This window comes from Pseudomonas sp. P7759, assembly GCF_013386445.1.
In the GTDB taxonomy this organism is placed as follows: domain Bacteria; phylum Pseudomonadota; class Gammaproteobacteria; order Pseudomonadales; family Pseudomonadaceae; genus Aquipseudomonas; species Aquipseudomonas azotoformans_A.
This window is the reverse complement of sequence record NZ_JACART010000010.1, coordinates 63,875-80,547: the sequence shown is the minus strand read 5'-3', so window position 1 is coordinate 80,547 and position 16,673 is coordinate 63,875. Positions and strand designations below refer to the sequence as shown.

Annotated in this window: 16 protein-coding genes; 5 read left to right on the top strand and 11 right to left on the bottom strand. The window is 61.6% G+C overall.

What is annotated here, in order from left to right; all coding sequences use genetic code 11:
- Positions 1–3: 3 nt before the first annotated feature.
- Positions 4–906: a DMT family transporter gene (locus HX823_RS13305; protein WP_177075139.1), complete on the bottom strand. Its 903-nt coding sequence runs from the start codon at positions 904–906 to the stop codon at positions 4–6.
- Positions 907–1,044: 138 nt separating this feature from the next.
- Here HX823_RS13305 and HX823_RS13300 point away from each other — a divergent pair, with 138 nt between their 5' ends.
- Positions 1,045–1,920: a helix-turn-helix domain-containing protein gene (locus tag HX823_RS13300; RefSeq protein ID WP_038842230.1), complete on the top strand. Its 876-nt coding sequence runs from the start codon at positions 1,045–1,047 to the stop codon at positions 1,918–1,920.
- On the opposite strand, the gene HX823_RS13295 is transcribed toward HX823_RS13300, so the two are convergent.
- The 8 genes from HX823_RS13295 to HX823_RS13260 form a co-directional block, all read right to left on the bottom strand.
- Positions 1,917–4,418 carry a LuxR C-terminal-related transcriptional regulator gene (locus tag HX823_RS13295; protein WP_177075138.1) on the bottom strand — a complete coding sequence of 834 codons (2,502 nt, stop codon included), beginning with the start codon at positions 4,416–4,418 and terminating at the stop codon, positions 1,917–1,919. The genes HX823_RS13300 and HX823_RS13295 overlap by 4 nt on opposite strands.
- A gap of 223 nt (positions 4,419–4,641) precedes the next feature.
- On the bottom strand, positions 4,642–6,000 hold the full coding sequence (locus HX823_RS13290; RefSeq protein ID WP_038842226.1) for a DUF1329 domain-containing protein: 1,359 nt from the start codon (positions 5,998–6,000) through the stop codon (positions 4,642–4,644).
- Positions 6,001–6,026: 26 nt separating this feature from the next.
- A complete protein-coding gene (locus HX823_RS13285; RefSeq protein WP_177075137.1) occupies positions 6,027–7,817 on the bottom strand; it encodes a DUF1302 domain-containing protein in 1,791 nt (596 codons plus the stop codon).
- Between the two features lie 484 nt (positions 7,818–8,301).
- Positions 8,302–9,213, bottom strand: a complete 912-nt coding sequence (locus HX823_RS13280; RefSeq protein WP_038842221.1) for an SDR family oxidoreductase — start codon at positions 9,211–9,213, stop codon at positions 8,302–8,304.
- A 117-nt stretch (positions 9,214–9,330) separates the two neighbouring features.
- Positions 9,331–10,233, bottom strand: a complete 903-nt coding sequence (locus tag HX823_RS13275; protein ID WP_177075136.1) for an alpha/beta fold hydrolase — start codon at positions 10,231–10,233, stop codon at positions 9,331–9,333.
- Positions 10,233–11,015 (bottom strand): class II aldolase/adducin family protein, encoded by a 783-nt coding sequence (locus tag HX823_RS13270; protein WP_038842216.1) that lies wholly within the window; start codon positions 11,013–11,015, stop codon positions 10,233–10,235. Before HX823_RS13270 ends, HX823_RS13275 begins: the two co-directional genes overlap by 1 nt.
- Positions 11,016–11,165: 150 nt before the next feature.
- On the bottom strand, positions 11,166–11,852 hold the full coding sequence (locus HX823_RS13265; RefSeq protein WP_038842213.1) for an LrgB family protein: 687 nt from the start codon (positions 11,850–11,852) through the stop codon (positions 11,166–11,168).
- Positions 11,842–12,213 (bottom strand): CidA/LrgA family protein, encoded by a 372-nt coding sequence (locus HX823_RS13260; protein ID WP_038842210.1) that lies wholly within the window; start codon positions 12,211–12,213, stop codon positions 11,842–11,844. The genes HX823_RS13265 and HX823_RS13260 overlap by 11 nt, the downstream gene beginning before the upstream one ends.
- Before the next feature lie 98 nt (positions 12,214–12,311).
- On the opposite strand from HX823_RS13260, the gene HX823_RS13255 reads away from it, so the two are divergent.
- On the top strand, positions 12,312–13,208 hold the full coding sequence (locus HX823_RS13255; RefSeq protein ID WP_033896202.1) for a LysR family transcriptional regulator: 897 nt from the start codon (positions 12,312–12,314) through the stop codon (positions 13,206–13,208).
- On the opposite strand, the gene HX823_RS13250 is transcribed toward HX823_RS13255, so the two are convergent.
- A complete protein-coding gene (locus HX823_RS13250) occupies positions 13,189–13,644 on the bottom strand; it encodes a flavodoxin (RefSeq protein ID WP_038842206.1) in 456 nt (151 codons plus the stop codon). The genes HX823_RS13255 and HX823_RS13250 overlap by 20 nt on opposite strands.
- Before the next feature lie 138 nt (positions 13,645–13,782).
- On the opposite strand from HX823_RS13250, the gene HX823_RS13245 reads away from it, so the two are divergent.
- Together HX823_RS13245 and HX823_RS13240 are read left to right on the top strand one after the other, a co-directional pair.
- Positions 13,783–14,250 carry a PAS domain-containing protein gene (locus HX823_RS13245; protein ID WP_177075135.1) on the top strand — a complete coding sequence of 156 codons (468 nt, stop codon included), beginning with the start codon at positions 13,783–13,785 and terminating at the stop codon, positions 14,248–14,250.
- A 58-nt stretch (positions 14,251–14,308) separates the two neighbouring features.
- A complete protein-coding gene (locus HX823_RS13240; protein WP_038842201.1) occupies positions 14,309–14,914 on the top strand; it encodes a hypothetical protein in 606 nt (201 codons plus the stop codon).
- Between the two features lie 2 nt (positions 14,915–14,916).
- On the opposite strand, the gene HX823_RS13235 is transcribed toward HX823_RS13240, so the two are convergent.
- Positions 14,917–15,861, bottom strand: a complete 945-nt coding sequence (locus tag HX823_RS13235) for a MerR family transcriptional regulator (protein WP_177075134.1) — start codon at positions 15,859–15,861, stop codon at positions 14,917–14,919.
- Positions 15,862–16,076: 215 nt separating this feature from the next.
- Between HX823_RS13235 and HX823_RS13230 the strand changes: the two genes are divergently transcribed.
- The gene (locus HX823_RS13230; RefSeq protein WP_038842197.1) at positions 16,077–16,637 is read left to right on the top strand and encodes an antibiotic biosynthesis monooxygenase; all 561 of its coding nucleotides are present in this window, start codon (positions 16,077–16,079) and stop codon (positions 16,635–16,637) included.
- Positions 16,638–16,673 lie beyond the last annotated feature (36 nt).

The following is a 16,673-nucleotide window of genomic DNA, read 5'->3' as shown; positions in this document are numbered from 1 at the left end:
CATTTAGATTTGTCGCGCCTTAAAGACAGGGTTCACACGCTTCGCCTTACGAAACACCAACACATTGCCCAGCATCACAAGGACCAACCCCGCCAACGCCGGCGCGGACCACTGGTAGCCCTCGGCAAACGCCGACACATTCAGCGCCACCACCGGGAACAACACGGTGCAATACGCCGCGCGCTCCGGCCCCATGCGCCCGACCAGGGTCAGGTAGGCGGTAAAGCCGATCACCGAACCCGGGATCACCAGGTACCACAGGGCGCCGATGTAGCGCGCACTCCAGTCCATCTCAAACGGAATCCCGCGCAACACGCAATAGGTCGCCAGCATCAACGAACCATACAACATGCCCCAGGCATTGGTCGTCAGCGGCCTCAGACCGGCCTTCTGTTGCAGACTCGACAGCATATTGCCCGCCGAGAAACACATCGTGCCCAGCAACGCCAACCCCAATCCGAGCAAGGTCTGCGGGCTGGCGGTATGCCCTACCAGTTCCGGCCAGAACAACAGGCCCAAGCCCAGCAAGCCCAAGCCGCCGCCCATCAACACATTGCGCGCCACCCGCTGGCCGAAAAACACCCGGGCATTCAGCGCGTTCCACAGCGTCGCAGTGGAGAACACCACCGCCACCAACCCGCTGGGGATCCATTGGCTGGCCGTCAGGAAGCACATGAAGTTCACGCAAAACAGACACAGCCCCTGGGCCAGACAGATCAAATGCCCGCGCCGGTTCATCACCTGCAACTTGCGGCTGACCAGCAACAGCGCAAACAACACCAGCGCCGCCAGGCCGAAGCGATAGACGATGGACACGGGAATCGCCACCACGCCCAGTTGCCATTTGAGGGCGATCCAGGTGGTGCCCCAGATCAGCACGGTGAGTAAATACAGGGAAAGGTTCATAGCGGGCTCCATCGATTGAGCCACAGTGTGGCCCGCGATCCATGCCGCGCTCTTGCACAATCTTGCGCTTTTGTCGGGCGGTGGGCGCACAGCACGCGCCGCGCGGAGTAGGATGCAAGGCGTCGGAGAGTACGAACCATGCCTGATCTGGAATCCCTGCAAGTCTTTCAAGCCCTTAACCGCTCGCCCAATGCACGCCTCGAAGCCTGCGCCGAGCTCGGTGACGGCTTGTCTGCAGCCTTGTGGAGCAACCATCACGATGCCCAGGATTACCAGGCGCCCAGCCATCACACCTTGTCCTGCTACATCGGCGGCGGCACCGGCACCTTTCGGCGCGACCAGCCCGGCACCAAGGGCGGGCCCGACAAGCTGTGCATCCTGCCCGCCGAGCATCAGTCGGCCTGGGTGATCAACGGCGAAATCCGCCTGGCCCACGTGTACTTCAGCCCGGAGCAGTTTGCCCTGGGCTGCGTCACTCTGCTCGACCGCGAACCGCGCACCCTGCAATTGCGCGAAAGCACTTTTCTGGAAGACGCCAGCCAGGCCCGGCGCTTTCACCAGTTGATCGCGCTGAACTGGCACGAACCCGCCGAGCGCCTGCTGACCAGCAGCCTGGCCCACGAAATGCTCAGCCACACCTTGCTCAGCCAGGTCGGCGCCCGCGAGGGGCTGCGGTTGAAAGGCGGGCTGGCGGCGTATCAGCGACGGCTGTTGGTTGAGTACATCGACCAGCACCTGGAAGACCCGATCAGCCTGGGCCAACTGGCCGGGATGTGCGCGCTGTCGGAATACCACTTCGCGCGGATGTTCCGACAAAGCTTCGGCCTGCCGCCCCATCAGTACGTGTTGGCACGCCGACTGACCCGCGCCCAGGCCCTCTTGCGCAGTGGCGCCCTGCCCTTGAGTGAAATCGCCTTGATGTGCGGTTTTTCCAGCGCCAGCCACTTCACCCATCGCTTCCGCCAAGCCATGGGCGCCACCCCCGGCGAATACCGCCAGGCGTTCTGCGCCTAGGTCATCAACCCCAACGTCTTGGCCTTGGCCACCGCTTGCGTGCGCCGCTCCACGCCGAGCTTGCTGTGGATACGCCGCGCGTGGGTCTTGACCGTATGCAGGGAGATAAACAGCCGGTCGGCGATTTCCAGGTTGGAATTGCCCAGGGCGATCAACTGCAGCACTTCCAGTTCGCGCTGGCTGAGTGGGCTTTCTACTGCACCCGCCCCTGGCGTTTGCGGCTCCATGCCCAGCTCGCTCAATAACCCCGGCGAGCGCAAGCGCAGCTCGCGAATCGCCTGCTGCACCTGGCAACGTGCCGCCAGCGCCAGCCCGGTTTGCAGCGAGCGGCGCGCCAGCGTGGAATCACCGATTTGCCAGGCCACTTCGCCCAGCACCAGGTGCAGCTCGGTTTCCAGGCAAAGCATGCCGCGTTGGCGGGTGGTGTCCAGCAAGGCCGTGAGCCGCGCCACTGGCTGATCGGCGCAACCCAGCTTCACTTCCGCCAGCACCAGCAGGTACTCCAGGCGTGGCACCAGCTCCAAGGTGGCGGGTGGCGCCTGCCTGGCCTGGGGGCCACGGAAGTGGCGAAGGACACGGCGCACCGCTTCCACCGTCAGTTCGGCACGCCCCTGCTGCAACCAGAAATGCCCGCTGACCAGCAGCAACACCGCGCGGTACACCGTGTCGGGCACCTGGCGTTGCTGCATCAGCCGCTCAGCGTCGCGCAGTTGCACAAAGGCCTGGGCGTAATCGCCACGGTTGGCGGCCAGCAACGCCAGGCCGAGGAACCCGTAGAGCACGCGTTTGTCCTGGCTGTGCAGGCACATCTTCAAGCCCGCCTCGAAACACTCGGCGGCCAGGCTGTCTTGCCCCTGACGCAACGCCAGGTGCCCGCGCCGCAGGGCAATGCGCCCGACCAAGGGCCCGGCCTTGAGGCGCTGCTTGAGCAACATCGCCTGCACATTTTCCAGCAGGCTTTGCGCCCGATAAGGGGCGCCACGCTGCTCCAGCAGTTGCGCGTGGTCCAGCTCCAACAAGGCTTCGAGCAGCAACGAGCCGTGGGCACGGGCCAGGCACAAGGCTTCGCGACTCAGGGCTAGGGCGACATCCAGTTCACCGCGCAGCAAGGCTTGCTGGGTCAGGCCCGAAAGGCACATCAACCGCGACGTCCAGGCGCTGTCGGGCAAAGCTTGCAGCGCCTCCAGAAAATGCTCGCGAGAGCGCTCGGCATCACCGCCCAGATGCAGCAGCCAGCCCCATTGCGCCTGCCAACGCGCCAGCAGGTAGCGCTGCTGCGCCGCCGTTGGTTGCGGCGCAAAGCGTGCCAGTTGATGGATGCATTGCGCGGCCTGCTCGAAGCGCCCGGCGAACAGCAACGCCGCCGTCAGCAACCCGACCAATTGCGCCGAGCCGAGCATCAGCTCATCACCCTGCTGTTCATGCAGGCGCAACAGCAGCATCGCGTTCTGCTGGCGGAACAGGTCTTCAAAACTGAAGTGCTGCAACAGGCTCACCGCCACTTCATATTCTTCGGCGAGCAAGGCTTGTTCAAACGCGGCCTGCCAGTCCTGTTTGGCGGTGAACCATTGGCAGGCGCGGCGGTGCCATGAACGCTTGGCTGGCCAGGGCTCGTCACGCAGCAAATCGGCGAGGGGTGGAAAGACCTGCAGCCACTCGGTGTCTTCCCAAGGCTGGATAAACGCGCCGAGGGCCTGCAAATCATGCAGGTACTGATCACCGTCGCCAAAGCCGAACAGGTGCTCGCACAACCCTGCGTTGAAGCGCGGCAGATGAGCCAACACGCGCCAGGCTTCGGCCAGTTCGAGCGGCAATGTGCTGAACAGCTCGTGTTGCAGGTAATCGAGCAAGGTCTTTTCCGGGTGGCCGTCCCCCAGCAAAGCGATGCGCGTACCGGCACACCAGCCGGCACTGAACTGCAACACGCTGTCGACAGACTGCCCTGGGGCATGAATGAGCAATTGCTGGACCTCGGCAGGGCTGAACGCCAAGTCTGCGCCAAACTCCAGCAGCTCATCGTCCAGCAGCAACCTCGGCCAATTGCACTGCGGGCGACGCCGCGCGCCCAGCCACCAGGTCAGGGCCGGGCTGCTGGCGGTGAGCAGGCGATCCAGCAAGGCGTCGGTGTCCGGCGCGGGCAAGCGGCAGAAGTCATCAAGGAACAGCCAGGCAGGAGCCTGCCAACGCGCAAGGTCCGACAGCAGGGTCGCCTCATCGGTGAACGGCAAACCCAGGTTCTGCGCCAGGCGCTGGCAAAGATCAAGGGGGCTCAGGGCAACGCCATTGAGCGGCAACCAGTACACCGGGCAATCCTTGGGTGCCTGCAACGCGCACTCGGCGAGCAGCGCGCTCTTGCCACTGCCGCCGGGCGCGCACAGCAACTTGACCCTGACCTGCGCCGCCAGCAAGGGCTCGGCCAGGCGTGGGCGCAACAAATGATGGGCGGACAGCCGAGGCATGAATCCAGGACGGTCCAGGCAGCGTGTCATGGCGGTCATTGCTGCATCCTGCTTTTTTATTGTTATGCAACGTGGCGCCTACCCTAGTCCTGTGGTCGGCGGTTGTTGAAGAAGTATTCAGCGGGGTGATTTCCAGCCATAAAACTCAAGGTATCCACAACCCAATGTGGGAGCGGGCTTGCCTGCGATGGCAGTAGTGAATTCACCACCGCTATCGCAGGCAAGCCAGCTCCCACATGGGAACAGCATTTCACATCACGGCTCAGCGAACCCCTTCGGCCCTCAACGCTGCCGGGGTGTAATCGGCCGCCTTGGCCGCGAAACCGAACACAAAGCTGCTCTTCTCCTCGTTCTTCATACCCAGCGCGATGTAGCGCCCGGCGATGATGTCGTAGAGGGTTTCCACGGTGTAGGCCGGGGTCTGGTGGTCGTAATAGAACTGCGCATGACCTTCGGCGACACGCCACAGTTGGCCACGGCCATCGTAGTGATCCACCAGTGCCACCTGCCAGCTGTCTTCATCGATGTACATGTGGCGCTTGGCGTAGATGTGCCGCTCACTCGGCTTGACCGTGCCGACCACTTCCCACACACGGTGCAGCTCATAGCGGGTCAGGTCCTGGTTAATGTGGCCGGCCTTGATGATGTCGTCGTACTTGAGTGTCGGCTGGTCGAGCTTGTAGCTGTTGTAGGGGATGTACATCTCTTTCTTGCCCACCAGCTTCCAGTCGTAGCGGTCCGGGGCGCCGGAGAACATGTCGAAGTTGTCCGAGGTGCGCAGGCCGTCGGAGGCGGTGCCCGGCCCGTCATACGCCACTTGCGGCGCGCGGCGCACGCGACGCTGGCCGGCGTTGTAGATCCACGCCAGGCGCGGCTCCTTCACTTGGTCGAGGGTTTCATGCACCAGCAGCACGTTGCCCGCCAGGCGCGCCGGCGCCGTAACCGACTGTTTGAAGAAGGTCAGCACGTTGGCCGCCTTGGCCGGGTCCATGTCGGGGATCAGTTGCGGCACTGCAACTTCTTCTTCGAAGCGGATCGGCGTGTAGCTGCCGTTGGTCTGCGGCGTGGCCTGGGTGATGATGCGGCGCAAATTGCCACCGTGGTAACGGGTGATGTGGTTCCACAGCACTTCCACGCCATTCTTCGGAATCGGGAACGCGTAGTAGCGGTTACCGGTGAATCCTTCCAGTCCATTGCCGTCGTTGATCGGCTTGACGTTCAGCGCGCTGCGCTTGATCGATTCGTAGATCTCCGGTGGCAGGTTGACCGTGCGGTGGGTTGGATACACCGGGATCTTGTAGGTCTCGGGGTAACGTTTGAACATCGCCACCTGGCCGTCGGAGAGTTTGTCCTTGTACTTGTCGACGGTGGCCGCGGTGATCACGAACAGCGGCTTTTCACTGGCGAACGGGTCGGCCAGGAAGCCCTTGCTGTCCACAGCGCCGGCGTTCTTCGGGATGCCACCGGTCCAGGCCGGGATCGAGCCGTCGGCGTTGCCGGCTTTTTCGGCGCCTACCGGGGTCAAGGTGGTGCCGAGCTTGGCCGCCTCCTCCGGCGATACCGCTGCCATCACGTGGGTGGCCAACAGGCTGAGGGCCAACACTGCAATTGTCTTACGCATGGATGCTTGTCCTTCTTTAAGCCAGGTCAGAAGTTCGCGCCGAAGCTGAGGGCGAGGAAGTCGCGGTCGGTCAGGGTGTTGTAGTCGCCGCCGAAAAAGTCCGTATAGCTCAGGCTGGCGGTGTAGGTACTGCGGTAGTCCGCGTCCACACCGATGCTGATGGCCTTGGCGCCTTTGTTGAACAGGCCATTGGGGCCGTAGCCGGCCACGTCATGGGACCAGGACAGGTTGGGCTTGAGGTTCACCCCGAAAATCGCGTTGTTGTAGTCAAGGATCGCCCGCGCACGGTAGCCCCAGGAATTGGCGGTGACGAAACCGTCGGTGTCGCCTTGAAAACCATAGGCACCGTAGACCGAGTCGCGGCCGTAGCGCAGTTTGGATTTGTCCTCCAGCCCACCGACATGCACGTACGCAGCCTCGCCTACCAGCGTCAGGCGTTCGGCCCCCAGCACCTGGTCGAAGAACTGGGTCATGGTGCTTTGGATCTGGGTGATTTCCTTGCGGCGGTAGCCTTTGTTGTCGTCGCCAAAGTTGCTGCGGATTGGCGAGGCCAGTTGGCCGGAGGTCGGGTTGACCAGCGCCAGGGTCAGGTCGGTGGTGTTGAGTTGCACCGGGGCATTGGGGCGGTAGCTGATCTCGCCGGTCCACGCCGTGCCGGTAGGCAAGGTGGTGGAAAAGCTCGCACCGAACAGGCGGATGTCTTCCGGGTAGTCGAGGTAATACTGGCCACGACCGAGCATCGTGCTGGTGACCAGCCCATCACCTGTGCCAGGCCGCAGGAAGTTAGCAAGGTTACGGATGGAATCCATCGTCGTTGCGTTGGAGTTGTTGGTGATCGTGCCCACCGTCGGCGTGCGGCTGTGGTAGTTCATGAAGTACAGACCGTACTCGGTGTCATCTCCCAGCCAGCGCAACGCCGTACCGAACTGACCACTGTCACGGGCATCACGATCCCGTGCACGCTGCACGATCACACCTTCACGGGTCACTTGAAAGCCTTGCCCAAACGCGGCGGCCACCGGCTGCAACGGCGCAATCGCCGGGTTACCCACCGTGTAGTTGTCATTACAGCCGTGGGCCGCCACATCCCCGCCAAAGAATGTGCCGCAATTATCCAGTACGGTATTTTCCCAGTTCAGTTGGTAAAAACCTTCCACTGTCAGTTGGTTGGTCAAGCTCTGGGAGGCGAACAGCATGTTCACCGGAATCAGCCCTTCCTTGATTTCCGCACCGGGGCGGCGGAAGGCTGAGACGTCGATGGGGTTGATGCTGTTGATGGAGTTACCGATAAAGGTACTTTCACCCCAGCTGACCACTTGCTTGCCGAGGCGCACGTTGCCCGGTTGGTCGCCAATCGAATAGTTGTGATAGACGAAGGCATCGAGCAATTCGTAGCCGGAGGAACGTGCGCCCTCATCACGGTGGTGATTGCTGATCTGCTTGAACTCGCGGTCTTCGTCCTGCAACTCGAAGTCGTACCAGTACTTACCCCGCACGAATACGCCACTGTCGCCGTACTTGAGTTCCAGGTCGTGAATACCCTTGAAGATCTTGGAGAAGGTCTCGCCCTTCTTGAAGTTCAAGCGCCCATCATCCCCGGTAGACGCCTGGCCAGTGCCGCCGTTGACCGTGCCCACCAGCTTTTTATCGGCGTCGCGCATGCCCCAGCTCGCGCCCACCGACAGCGAGGAATCGAATTGCCCTTCGATCTCGCCAATGTTGAACGAAACAGCCTGTGCCTGGGCACAGCACCCCAACGCAACCGCAGCGGCCAGCGCCTGTGGCCTGAAGATGGCGCGCATTGTTGTTCTTGTCATGCGTCTTCCCCGGTGAGTGACAGAAGGCCCCACCCTACTGCCGCCCATCAGGAGCGATAAGCGCACCAAGGAGGGATTCGTGTTGTCGCTCGAAAGGATGACAGGGCGCTCTGGCCTGGGCTTCGGGCACAGGCATGCATTGGGTGGATGGTGGGTTATCAGGGGAATGTATGGAGGACCGCGCAACTGTTGCTGATTACGCAACAGTCCTTGTCACGAATCGGCATTACTCATTTTGTTACAAGCGGCTATTCTTGCCGGGCTTTCAGGGCAAACGGCCCGCTTCCACAACCGGAAGAAAAGCCAGATTCAAATGGATTGATGCCTGTTTTCAGTCTGTTACCGGTGTTCACTGACGTTGATTTGTCGCTCCTTGATCCAACGTCTTACTTCGGCCGCTGCCTATGCAGCGGCCTTTTTTATGCCTGGAATAAAACAGGGCGCCCTCAGCGCCCCGTAGCATTCAAGCTTTTTCAAGCAACGATCACAGGCTGAATTTCTGCAAATTGGCCATCATCTCCTTCAACGCCTCGATGTTGTCCTTGGGGTGAGCCGCCCCCTCGAAGTCGCAGATCTGCTGCCAATGCGCCGCCACGTCATCGGGCGAGAAGCCCGCTTGCGGATCAAAGCCCACGCCCAGGCTACGCTCCCAGCGGGTCTTGCCGATCCAGCCGCCGCCCACTTCAAACAGCCCCGAGGTTTCCTCGCAGGCCTCGCTGCCCAGGTACACCACCAATGGGCTGACCAACTCCGGCTTGAGGCGCTCGAACACCTGCGGCGGGATCAAGCCTTCGGTCATGCGCGTGCCACCGGTTGGGGCGATGGCGTTGACCAGGATGTTGTTCTTGCGGCCCTCCAGCGCCAGGGTGCGCGTCAGCCCATACAGGCCGAGCTTGGCCATGCCGTAGTTGGACTGGCCGAAGTTGCCGTAGATGCCCGAGGTGGATGCAGTGAAGATCACCCGCCCGTAACCTTGCTCGCGCAGATGGGGCCAGGCGGCGCGGGTGACTTTGTAGGCGCCTTCGACATGCACCCGATAAACCAGGTCCCAGTCGCTGTCGTCCATTTTGTGGAAGGTCTTGTCGCGCAGGATGCCAGCGTTGTTGACCACCACGTCGATACGGCCAAAGGCGTCGAGGGCGTTCTGCACGATCTTGTCACCGTCGGTGACAGAGTCATGGTTGGCTTCGGCGATGCCACCGGCCTCGCGGATCTGCGCCACCACACGGTCAGCAGCCGAAGCATTGGCGCCTTCGCCCTGGGTGGAACCGCCCAGATCGTTGACCAGCACCTTGGCGCCATGTTTGGCGAACAGCAGCGCATGGGCCCGGCCCAACCCGCCGCCGGCACCGGTGACGATCACGACCTTATCCTGGAACTGCACTGACTGACTCATACCGAACTCCAAAGGCGACAATGGGAATGGGTCGAGTGTCAGGCACGGGGGCTTTGGTCACAATAAAGCCGGCCAGGGCTGAATGGTGCTCGATAAGGCTGGGGGATAATCGTCAGCTCAGGAATAGGCCAATCGTGGTGCCGGTTGCCCAATCCGATCACGGAACGCCAGGTAGTGCTTGAGCACCTGAACCGGCGCCTCGATCTGCGGGTAGTGGCCGATATTGGCCAGCAGTACCGTGTCGGCGTGGGGCACCAATTCGCGATAACGCTCCACCATATGAGTGCCGGAGATCGGGTCGAGCTCGCCATCGATCACCCGCAGCGGCACTTCATCCTGTTGCATCGCCGCCACCCAACGCTCACGCATGCGCCGGCGTTGAGGGATGTAGGCAATGAGTTTGTGCAGGATGCGCGTGCCGTCATGGCAGTCGATCAGGCTCCAGAAATCATCCAGCGCACTTTCGCTGGGGCGGGTGTTGGGGCCAAAGATCTGGCTGAAACTGTTTGCCAGGGCATTGCGCCCAAAAGCACGGCCGATCATCCAGCCCAGCGGGCTGAGCAAGAGTTTTTGCACCAATGCCGGTCGATGGGTTTCGGGAAACAGCCCGCCGTTGAGAAACACGCAGCTGGCCATCTGAAAGCGACCCTCGTAGTGCCGGGCCAGCAGTTCCTGGGCGACACTGTCACCGTAGTCGTGGGCCAGCACATGCACCGGCTGCTCCACGCGCAGATGTTCCAGCAGTGCCTGTTGCAAATCCGCCTGTTCCAGCAGGCAATAACCGTGGTCCACCGGCTTGGCCGAGTCGCCGAAACCGAGCATGTCGCAGGCAATCACCAGGTTGCGCTGGGCCAGGGGCTGCCACAGGTAGTGCCAGTCCCAGCTGGCCGTGGGAAAGCCATGGATCAGCAGCAACGGTTCGCCCTGCCCCGCCACCCAATAACGGATGGCGCGGCCGTGGAAGTCGAACGTCTGGCTGCGTTTGCGCCAGGCTCTCAGCGGGATCTCGGCGAGTGGCATCAGCTTCTATACCCAGGGTCTTGAGTGTCCAGCTTACGCAGCAACGCCGGCCAGGCCAGCGCGCCCCCCATACCTTGTGCGCTCTTTGTGACAGCCGCCACCATCGCCTTGGCACCAGCGAGAATCTGGGGGCCGATGTTGATCAATTCAGCACCACCGTTTTGCGCCAGCACCTGGATATCGCAGGCGCGCTGGAAGGTGAACATCATCAGGAAGGTGTCGGCGATGGTACTGCCGCAGGTCAGCAGGCCATGGTTGTGCAGCATCAGGAAATTGTTGTCGCCCAGATCGGCCTGCAGGCGGGCCTTCTCTTCGTGATTCAGCGCCACGCCTTCGTAGGCGTGATAGGCCAGGCTCGACAGCACGAATATCGATTGCTGGCTGATCGGCAACACGCCTTGCTTCTGCGCCGCCACCGCAACACCGGCAGCGGTGTGGGTGTGCAGCACGCAGGCTACGTCGTGGCGCACTTCGTGGATGGCGCTGTGGATGGTGTACCCCGCCGGATTGATCTCGTAGGGGCTGTCCATCAGCTTGTTGCCGGCTTGGTCGACCTTGACCAGGCTCGACGCGGTGATCTCGTGGAACATGAGGCCGTAGGGGTTGATCAGGAAATCATCAGTGCCCGGCACCTTGGCCGAGATGTGGGTGAAGATCAGGTCATCCCAACCATGCATCGCCACCAGGCGATAGCAGGCAGCCAGGTCGACACGGGTCTGCCATTCGGCAGCGCTGACCTGATCTTTGACATTCTGTGGCGATGGAACGGGGGCTAGGCTCACGGCAACGACCTCCTTGGCGCATTTTCTTATTGTTTTTTTGAGTGATGGGCCAGTCTAGTCAGACGCCGTGGCCGCCGTAGTTGCCTTGGCAGCCAGCTTGATGACCGTACGAGTCAGTGTTGAGAATAGTTTAAATGCGTACACGCGACGTCAGAGAAGTGCCGCCAATAAAGGCGCGGCGAACAGGTTGAGCAGCCCCGTCAGCACCATCACCAGGCCCGCGACGGAGCCCTCTTCACCGCCCACTTCGTGTGCTCGGCTCACGCCCGCACCATGGGCGCCCACGCCGAACAACGCGCCGCGCGCCAAGGGTGTGCGCAATGGCAACCACTTGAGCAGCACGCCGCCGAGCATGGCGCCGAACACGCCGGTGAACATCACGAACACGGCCGTCAGTTCCGGCACGCCACCCAAGTCGGACGACACGGGCATGGCGAACGGTGTGGTGATGGAGCGTGGCACCAGGGACATCGTCACCGAGGTGTCCAACGCCAGCGCTTTGGCCAAGCCGAATGAGGTGGCGATGGAGGCCACGCTGCCGGCGATCATGCCCAGCAACAAGGCCGACCAGTAACGCGCCAGCAACGTGCGCTGCTGCCAGATCGGCACCGCGAAGGCCACGGTCACCGGGCCCAGCACCAGCATCAACCAATGGGTGTCGGCGGAGTATTCGGCGTAGGCGGTGTTCATCGGCACCGCCACGGCCAGCAAGAGTACCGGCACCAGGATCAGCGGCGACAACAGGTAACGCCCGGTGCGACGGTAGATCCAGCGGCTGAAAATGTACGCACCCAAGGTCAAGGCGAGCCAGAACACCGGCATCAGCTCAAGCTTCATGGCGCAGCCTCCAGCGGCACACCAGTTCGACGGTGAACGCGGTCACCAGCATCACCGCCAAGGTGCTGAAGCCAATCACCAGCAGGATGCGCCAGCCGTCATTGCGCAACAGGCCGCCGTAGTCCAGCAGGCTCATCAGCGCAGGAATGAAGAACAGCAACATTTCAGCCATCAACACACCGGCGCCCAATTGCAGGGCCGCCGGTTTCACCAGCCCGCTAGCGAAGCTTGCCAACAACAGGCCCAGGCCCACTACGCCGCCAGGAATCGGCCACGCCAGCCACACGGCTAGTTGGCAACCGAGCAGATAAATAGCCAACAGCACGATCAATTCAATCAACAGACGGGTGAAACGCTTCATGGGCTTTGGTTCCTCGCAGGCCTCCATTTTAGAGACGCGCACCCCATCCCCACAGCGAATTGTTAGACTGCCGACTATTCCAAATGGGAATCCTGATCATGGAATTCAAACAGCTGCGCAGCTTTGTCGAAGTGATTCACCGAGGCGGTTTTACCCAAGCGGGAAAAACCCTGCACATCAGTCAATCCGCCGTCAGTAAACAGGTGGCGCAACTGGAACAAAGCCTGGGCACACCGCTGTTGGAGCGCACCGGCTCACACATCCGCCTGACCGCTGCCGGCGAGGTGGTGCTGCAACGGGCTGAAGCCATGCTGCGCTTGCAGACGGAATTGCTGAGTGAGCTGGATGACATGCAGCAACTGGCCCGCGGCGAGTTGCGCCTGGGCCTGCCGCTATTGGCGGGGGATACCTTGTTTGCGGGACTGTTTGCCGAGTACCGCAGGCGCTACCCAAAGGTGACCATTCAACTGCTGGAAGGCGGCAGCCGCACGATCGAACAGGCAATTCTCAATGGTGAGCTGGATGTGGGCGGCTGCCTGAATTCCAGTGATCCGGCCTTCGCCCGGCAAGCCTTCTGCGATGAGCCGCTCGACGCCCTGCTGCCGATGGATCACCCGCTGGCGCAGAACGCCCAGGTACGCCTGGAGGAACTGGCGGACACGCCGTTCCTGATGTACCAGCGCAGCTTTGTGCTCAATGATCGGCTGATCCAGGCCTGCCAGCAGGTGGGTTTCACTCCGAGGGAAATCGGCCGTAGCGGCCAGGCAGACTTCCTCGCCGCCCTGGTCGCGGCCGGCCAGGGCGTGGTGCTGTTGCCCAGCGTGGTTGCCCGTGGGTTGGTGCGACCGGGCGTGGTGCGCCTGACGCTCAAGGCGCCCGACGACCTGCGCTGGGACATCGCGTTTACCTGGCGTGCGGGCGCCTATCTGTCGAAAGCCGCCCAGGCCTGGCTGGCGTTGCTGCGGGAATTTCCGGTCAGCCGCGCAGTGCAGTGACCAACTCGGCCAGCCAGGGTTCGGCGTCAGCTTCGGGGGTCACGCTTTCGCTGGCGTCCAGGCGCAGCATCGGCAGCACTTCACGCACACCCAACTCTCCAAACAGCTCGCGCATTTGCTCGCCACCGCCGCAGAAGGTATCGCCATAGCTGGCGTCGCCCAGGCCGATCACCGCACCGGGCAGGCCACGCCAGGCGGCGGGCAGTTGGTCACGGATCATCGAATACAGGGGCTGCAGGTTATCGGGCAATTCACCCATGCCGGTTGTGGACGTTACCGCCAAAAATGCTTCGGGGCCGAACGCCTGCACATCCGCTAGCGTCGCGCGAGGGTTGTGCCAGGCCTCGAAGCCGGCAGCCTTGAGGATACCGGCAGCGTGACGGGCGACTTCTTCAGCGGTGCCGTAGACCGAGCCGGAAAGGATGGCGACTTTCATCAATCTGATCCTGTAGTTGAGCGAAAGCGTGGGATATTAGCAGCTCAACCCGCCCCTTCAAAAAAACGTCGCGACCCACTGGAAAGATGGCTGCGCTGCCTTAGACTTGCGACACCTCAAATGGATGGATTCCCCTGCATGATTAATGCTCAATTGATGCAAATGGTCATCGACGCTTCAAATGACGGCATCGTAATCGCTGAACGGGAAGGCAAGGACTTGCCGCTGATCTACGTCAACCCGGCTTTCGAGCGGATGACCGGCTACAGCCGCGACGAAATCCTCTATCAGGATTGCCGTTTCCTGCAATCCGGTGACCGTGACCAATCGGGCCTGATCGCCATTCGTGAAGCGCTCAGGGCCGGCGTCAACTGCCGAGAGACCCTGCGTAACTACCGCAAGGACGGCACGCCTTTCTGGAATGAATTGTCGTTATCCACCACTTACAACCCCGCGGACAAACAGACGTATTTCGTCGGCGTGCAAAAGGACGTGACGGTTCAGGTCAAGACCCAACAGCGCGTGGCTCAATTGGAAGCCCAGGTGGCCGAACTCAAGGCCGAACTGGCCACACTCAAAACGACGAGTGGAGCTAACAATAATTAGAAAAAACGGTCATTAAGAGGATAATGGCAATTTAATACCTACCCACCGAGCAAGCCTCATGCAACGCGACGCACTCCTGACACAGGACGAGCTGGACTTTATCCAGACCATGCAACACAACCCGCAGTTGAATCTGCGGGATGCGTCGTCGAGCCTGACGGTCAACGGTGGTGCGCAAATTCGCGATTTGCTCACGCGACTGGCCGCTCACGACCACGTCACCATCCAGGCGCAGTTCGACAACCAGCAACTGACCTTCCCACTGCACCTGGTGGAAGATGAGTTTCACGCCGTTCATCTGCGTCTGGGCGTACCGAGTATTTTCGAAGACGGTCCGATGATCCGGCCGTGGCGCCTGGCACTTGAAACGCCGGTGGCGCTGGAGAATGTCAGGGGCACCCCAGGTGCCCTGTGGGTGCATGAGGTGTCATTCAAGGGGGTGCTGGTCGAGATTAGGGGACGGATCAAGCCGCCGAAGACCTTTTCCCTGTGGTTCAGCCCTTCGGGTTACGAACGCATTGCGTTGCGCGGAGCGTTCGAACGGGAAACCGCACGCGGGCTGTTCGCCTACCGTCTGAGCCAGAGCGACGCCGATGAAACCGAGCGCCTGCGCCAGTTCATCCTGCAACAGCACCGACTGGCCCATCCTGAAGTCCACGCCTGAAATCAGGTATCCAGGCCACCGCCCAGAAATTGCTGCAAGCGGCGCTGCATCAACCGGCCTTCATTACCCAGGCAGCCGATTGATGAACCGGCGAGGCTTTCCTGCGCCAAGTCCGCTGCATCGCCGGCCAACAGCAGCGGGCAATTCAGGGTCAGCGCCAGACGCCTGAGCCGCAACGGCAACTCACTGCCGGGGGCGCGATTGGAAAACAGCACCAAGGCTTGGGGCTGGGTCTTTTCACAGATCAGGGTCAACTCATCGAATGGCTGGCCCACGCCCAAAATCTTGACCGCCTGTTTCTCCCCCGACATCAGCAAGCCCGCGACCAGCAACTCCAGCTCGCGGCATTCCCCCGCAACGGCCGCGAGCAACACCCGAGGCAGCGGTGCGGCGGCGGCCATCTGCAAACGTTGTGCGGTACGCGAGCGCAGGAAATTATCGAAGAATAGCCACTCGCTGGCCTGGCCGAAGCGTCCCTGGTGCCGTAACAACACCTGCCAGAGCGGCATGAGGATGTCCTGGAACACCACGGCGAGGGGGTAGGCGGCAAAGATCTGCCCGTACAGTCGGTCCAACTGGCGGTCATCGAATGCGCTGATGGCGTGGCGCAGTTGCCTTTGCCACTGCTCCCACTCCACGCCAGGGCCGACGCCTGGTTCGCTGAGCAGCTCGTCGCGCGCGAGAATCCTGCCCACCTTGCTCACGGCGACGCCACGTTCGATCCAATCGAGAATCTGGTGCACGGTGTCAATATCGTCACGCGAGTACAACCGATGCCCACTTTCGGTGCGAGTGGGCTGGATAAGACCATAGCGTCGTTCCCAGGCACGTAAGGTGACTGGGTTGACGCCGGTCAGCCGAGCGACTTCGCGGATAGGGAAAAGATCGCCGCAAACGCTGCCGTTGTCGGAAGTCGTTTCGCGTTGAGGAGCAATAGTTTCGGGCATCAGAGGTCAAAAACATCCGTGTCGATTTGGATCCCATTTAACGCTTTTTCAGCGGATCGACACAAGCTGAACGACGAACCGACCAAAGTATCTGGTGTATTTGGCTAAAACAGGAATAATCCTTGCCTGTTTTTTCTACGTCGCTGCAACACCCCGCAGCCTCGTTTGTGTGCCGCCTACCCGGCCCAGCGCACTCGCTTATTTGGAGATACACAATGTCTACCTCTCCCGTCACCCTGATGGTTGCGCGCCGCGTGGCCAAGGGTCGCTACGAAGAACTGATGGCCTGGCTGCGCGAAGGCGAGCAATTGGCCACGGACTTTCCCGGCTACCTGGGTTCAGGTGTCCTCGCGCCGCCGCCCAACGATGATGAATTCCAGATCATTTTCCGCTTCGCCGATGAAAAGACCCTGCATGCCTGGGAATTTTCGGCCTCGCGCAGTACCTGGTTGAGCCGTGGCAGCGAGCTGTTTGCCAACCCGTCCGAGCACCGCGTACGCGGTATCGATGGCTGGTTCGGTGCGGTCGGCGCGCGCCCTCCGCGTTGGAAGCAGGCGGTGGCGATCTGGCTGGCGTTTTTCCCGGTGTCGCTGCTGTTCAATTTTGTCCTGGGGCCCCTGCTCAGCGATCTCGACCTGGCGCCGCGAGTACTGGTCAGCACCATGGCCCTTACACCTCTGATGGTGTATTGGTTCATCCCGCTGTCGACCCATCTGTTGGCCAATTGGCTGCATCCTGTTCCGACCCCACGCAAGGCCAGCGAAGCCGCTGCTTGAGTACAGGGGCGCTCGGTCGCTGGTATAGTTTCAATC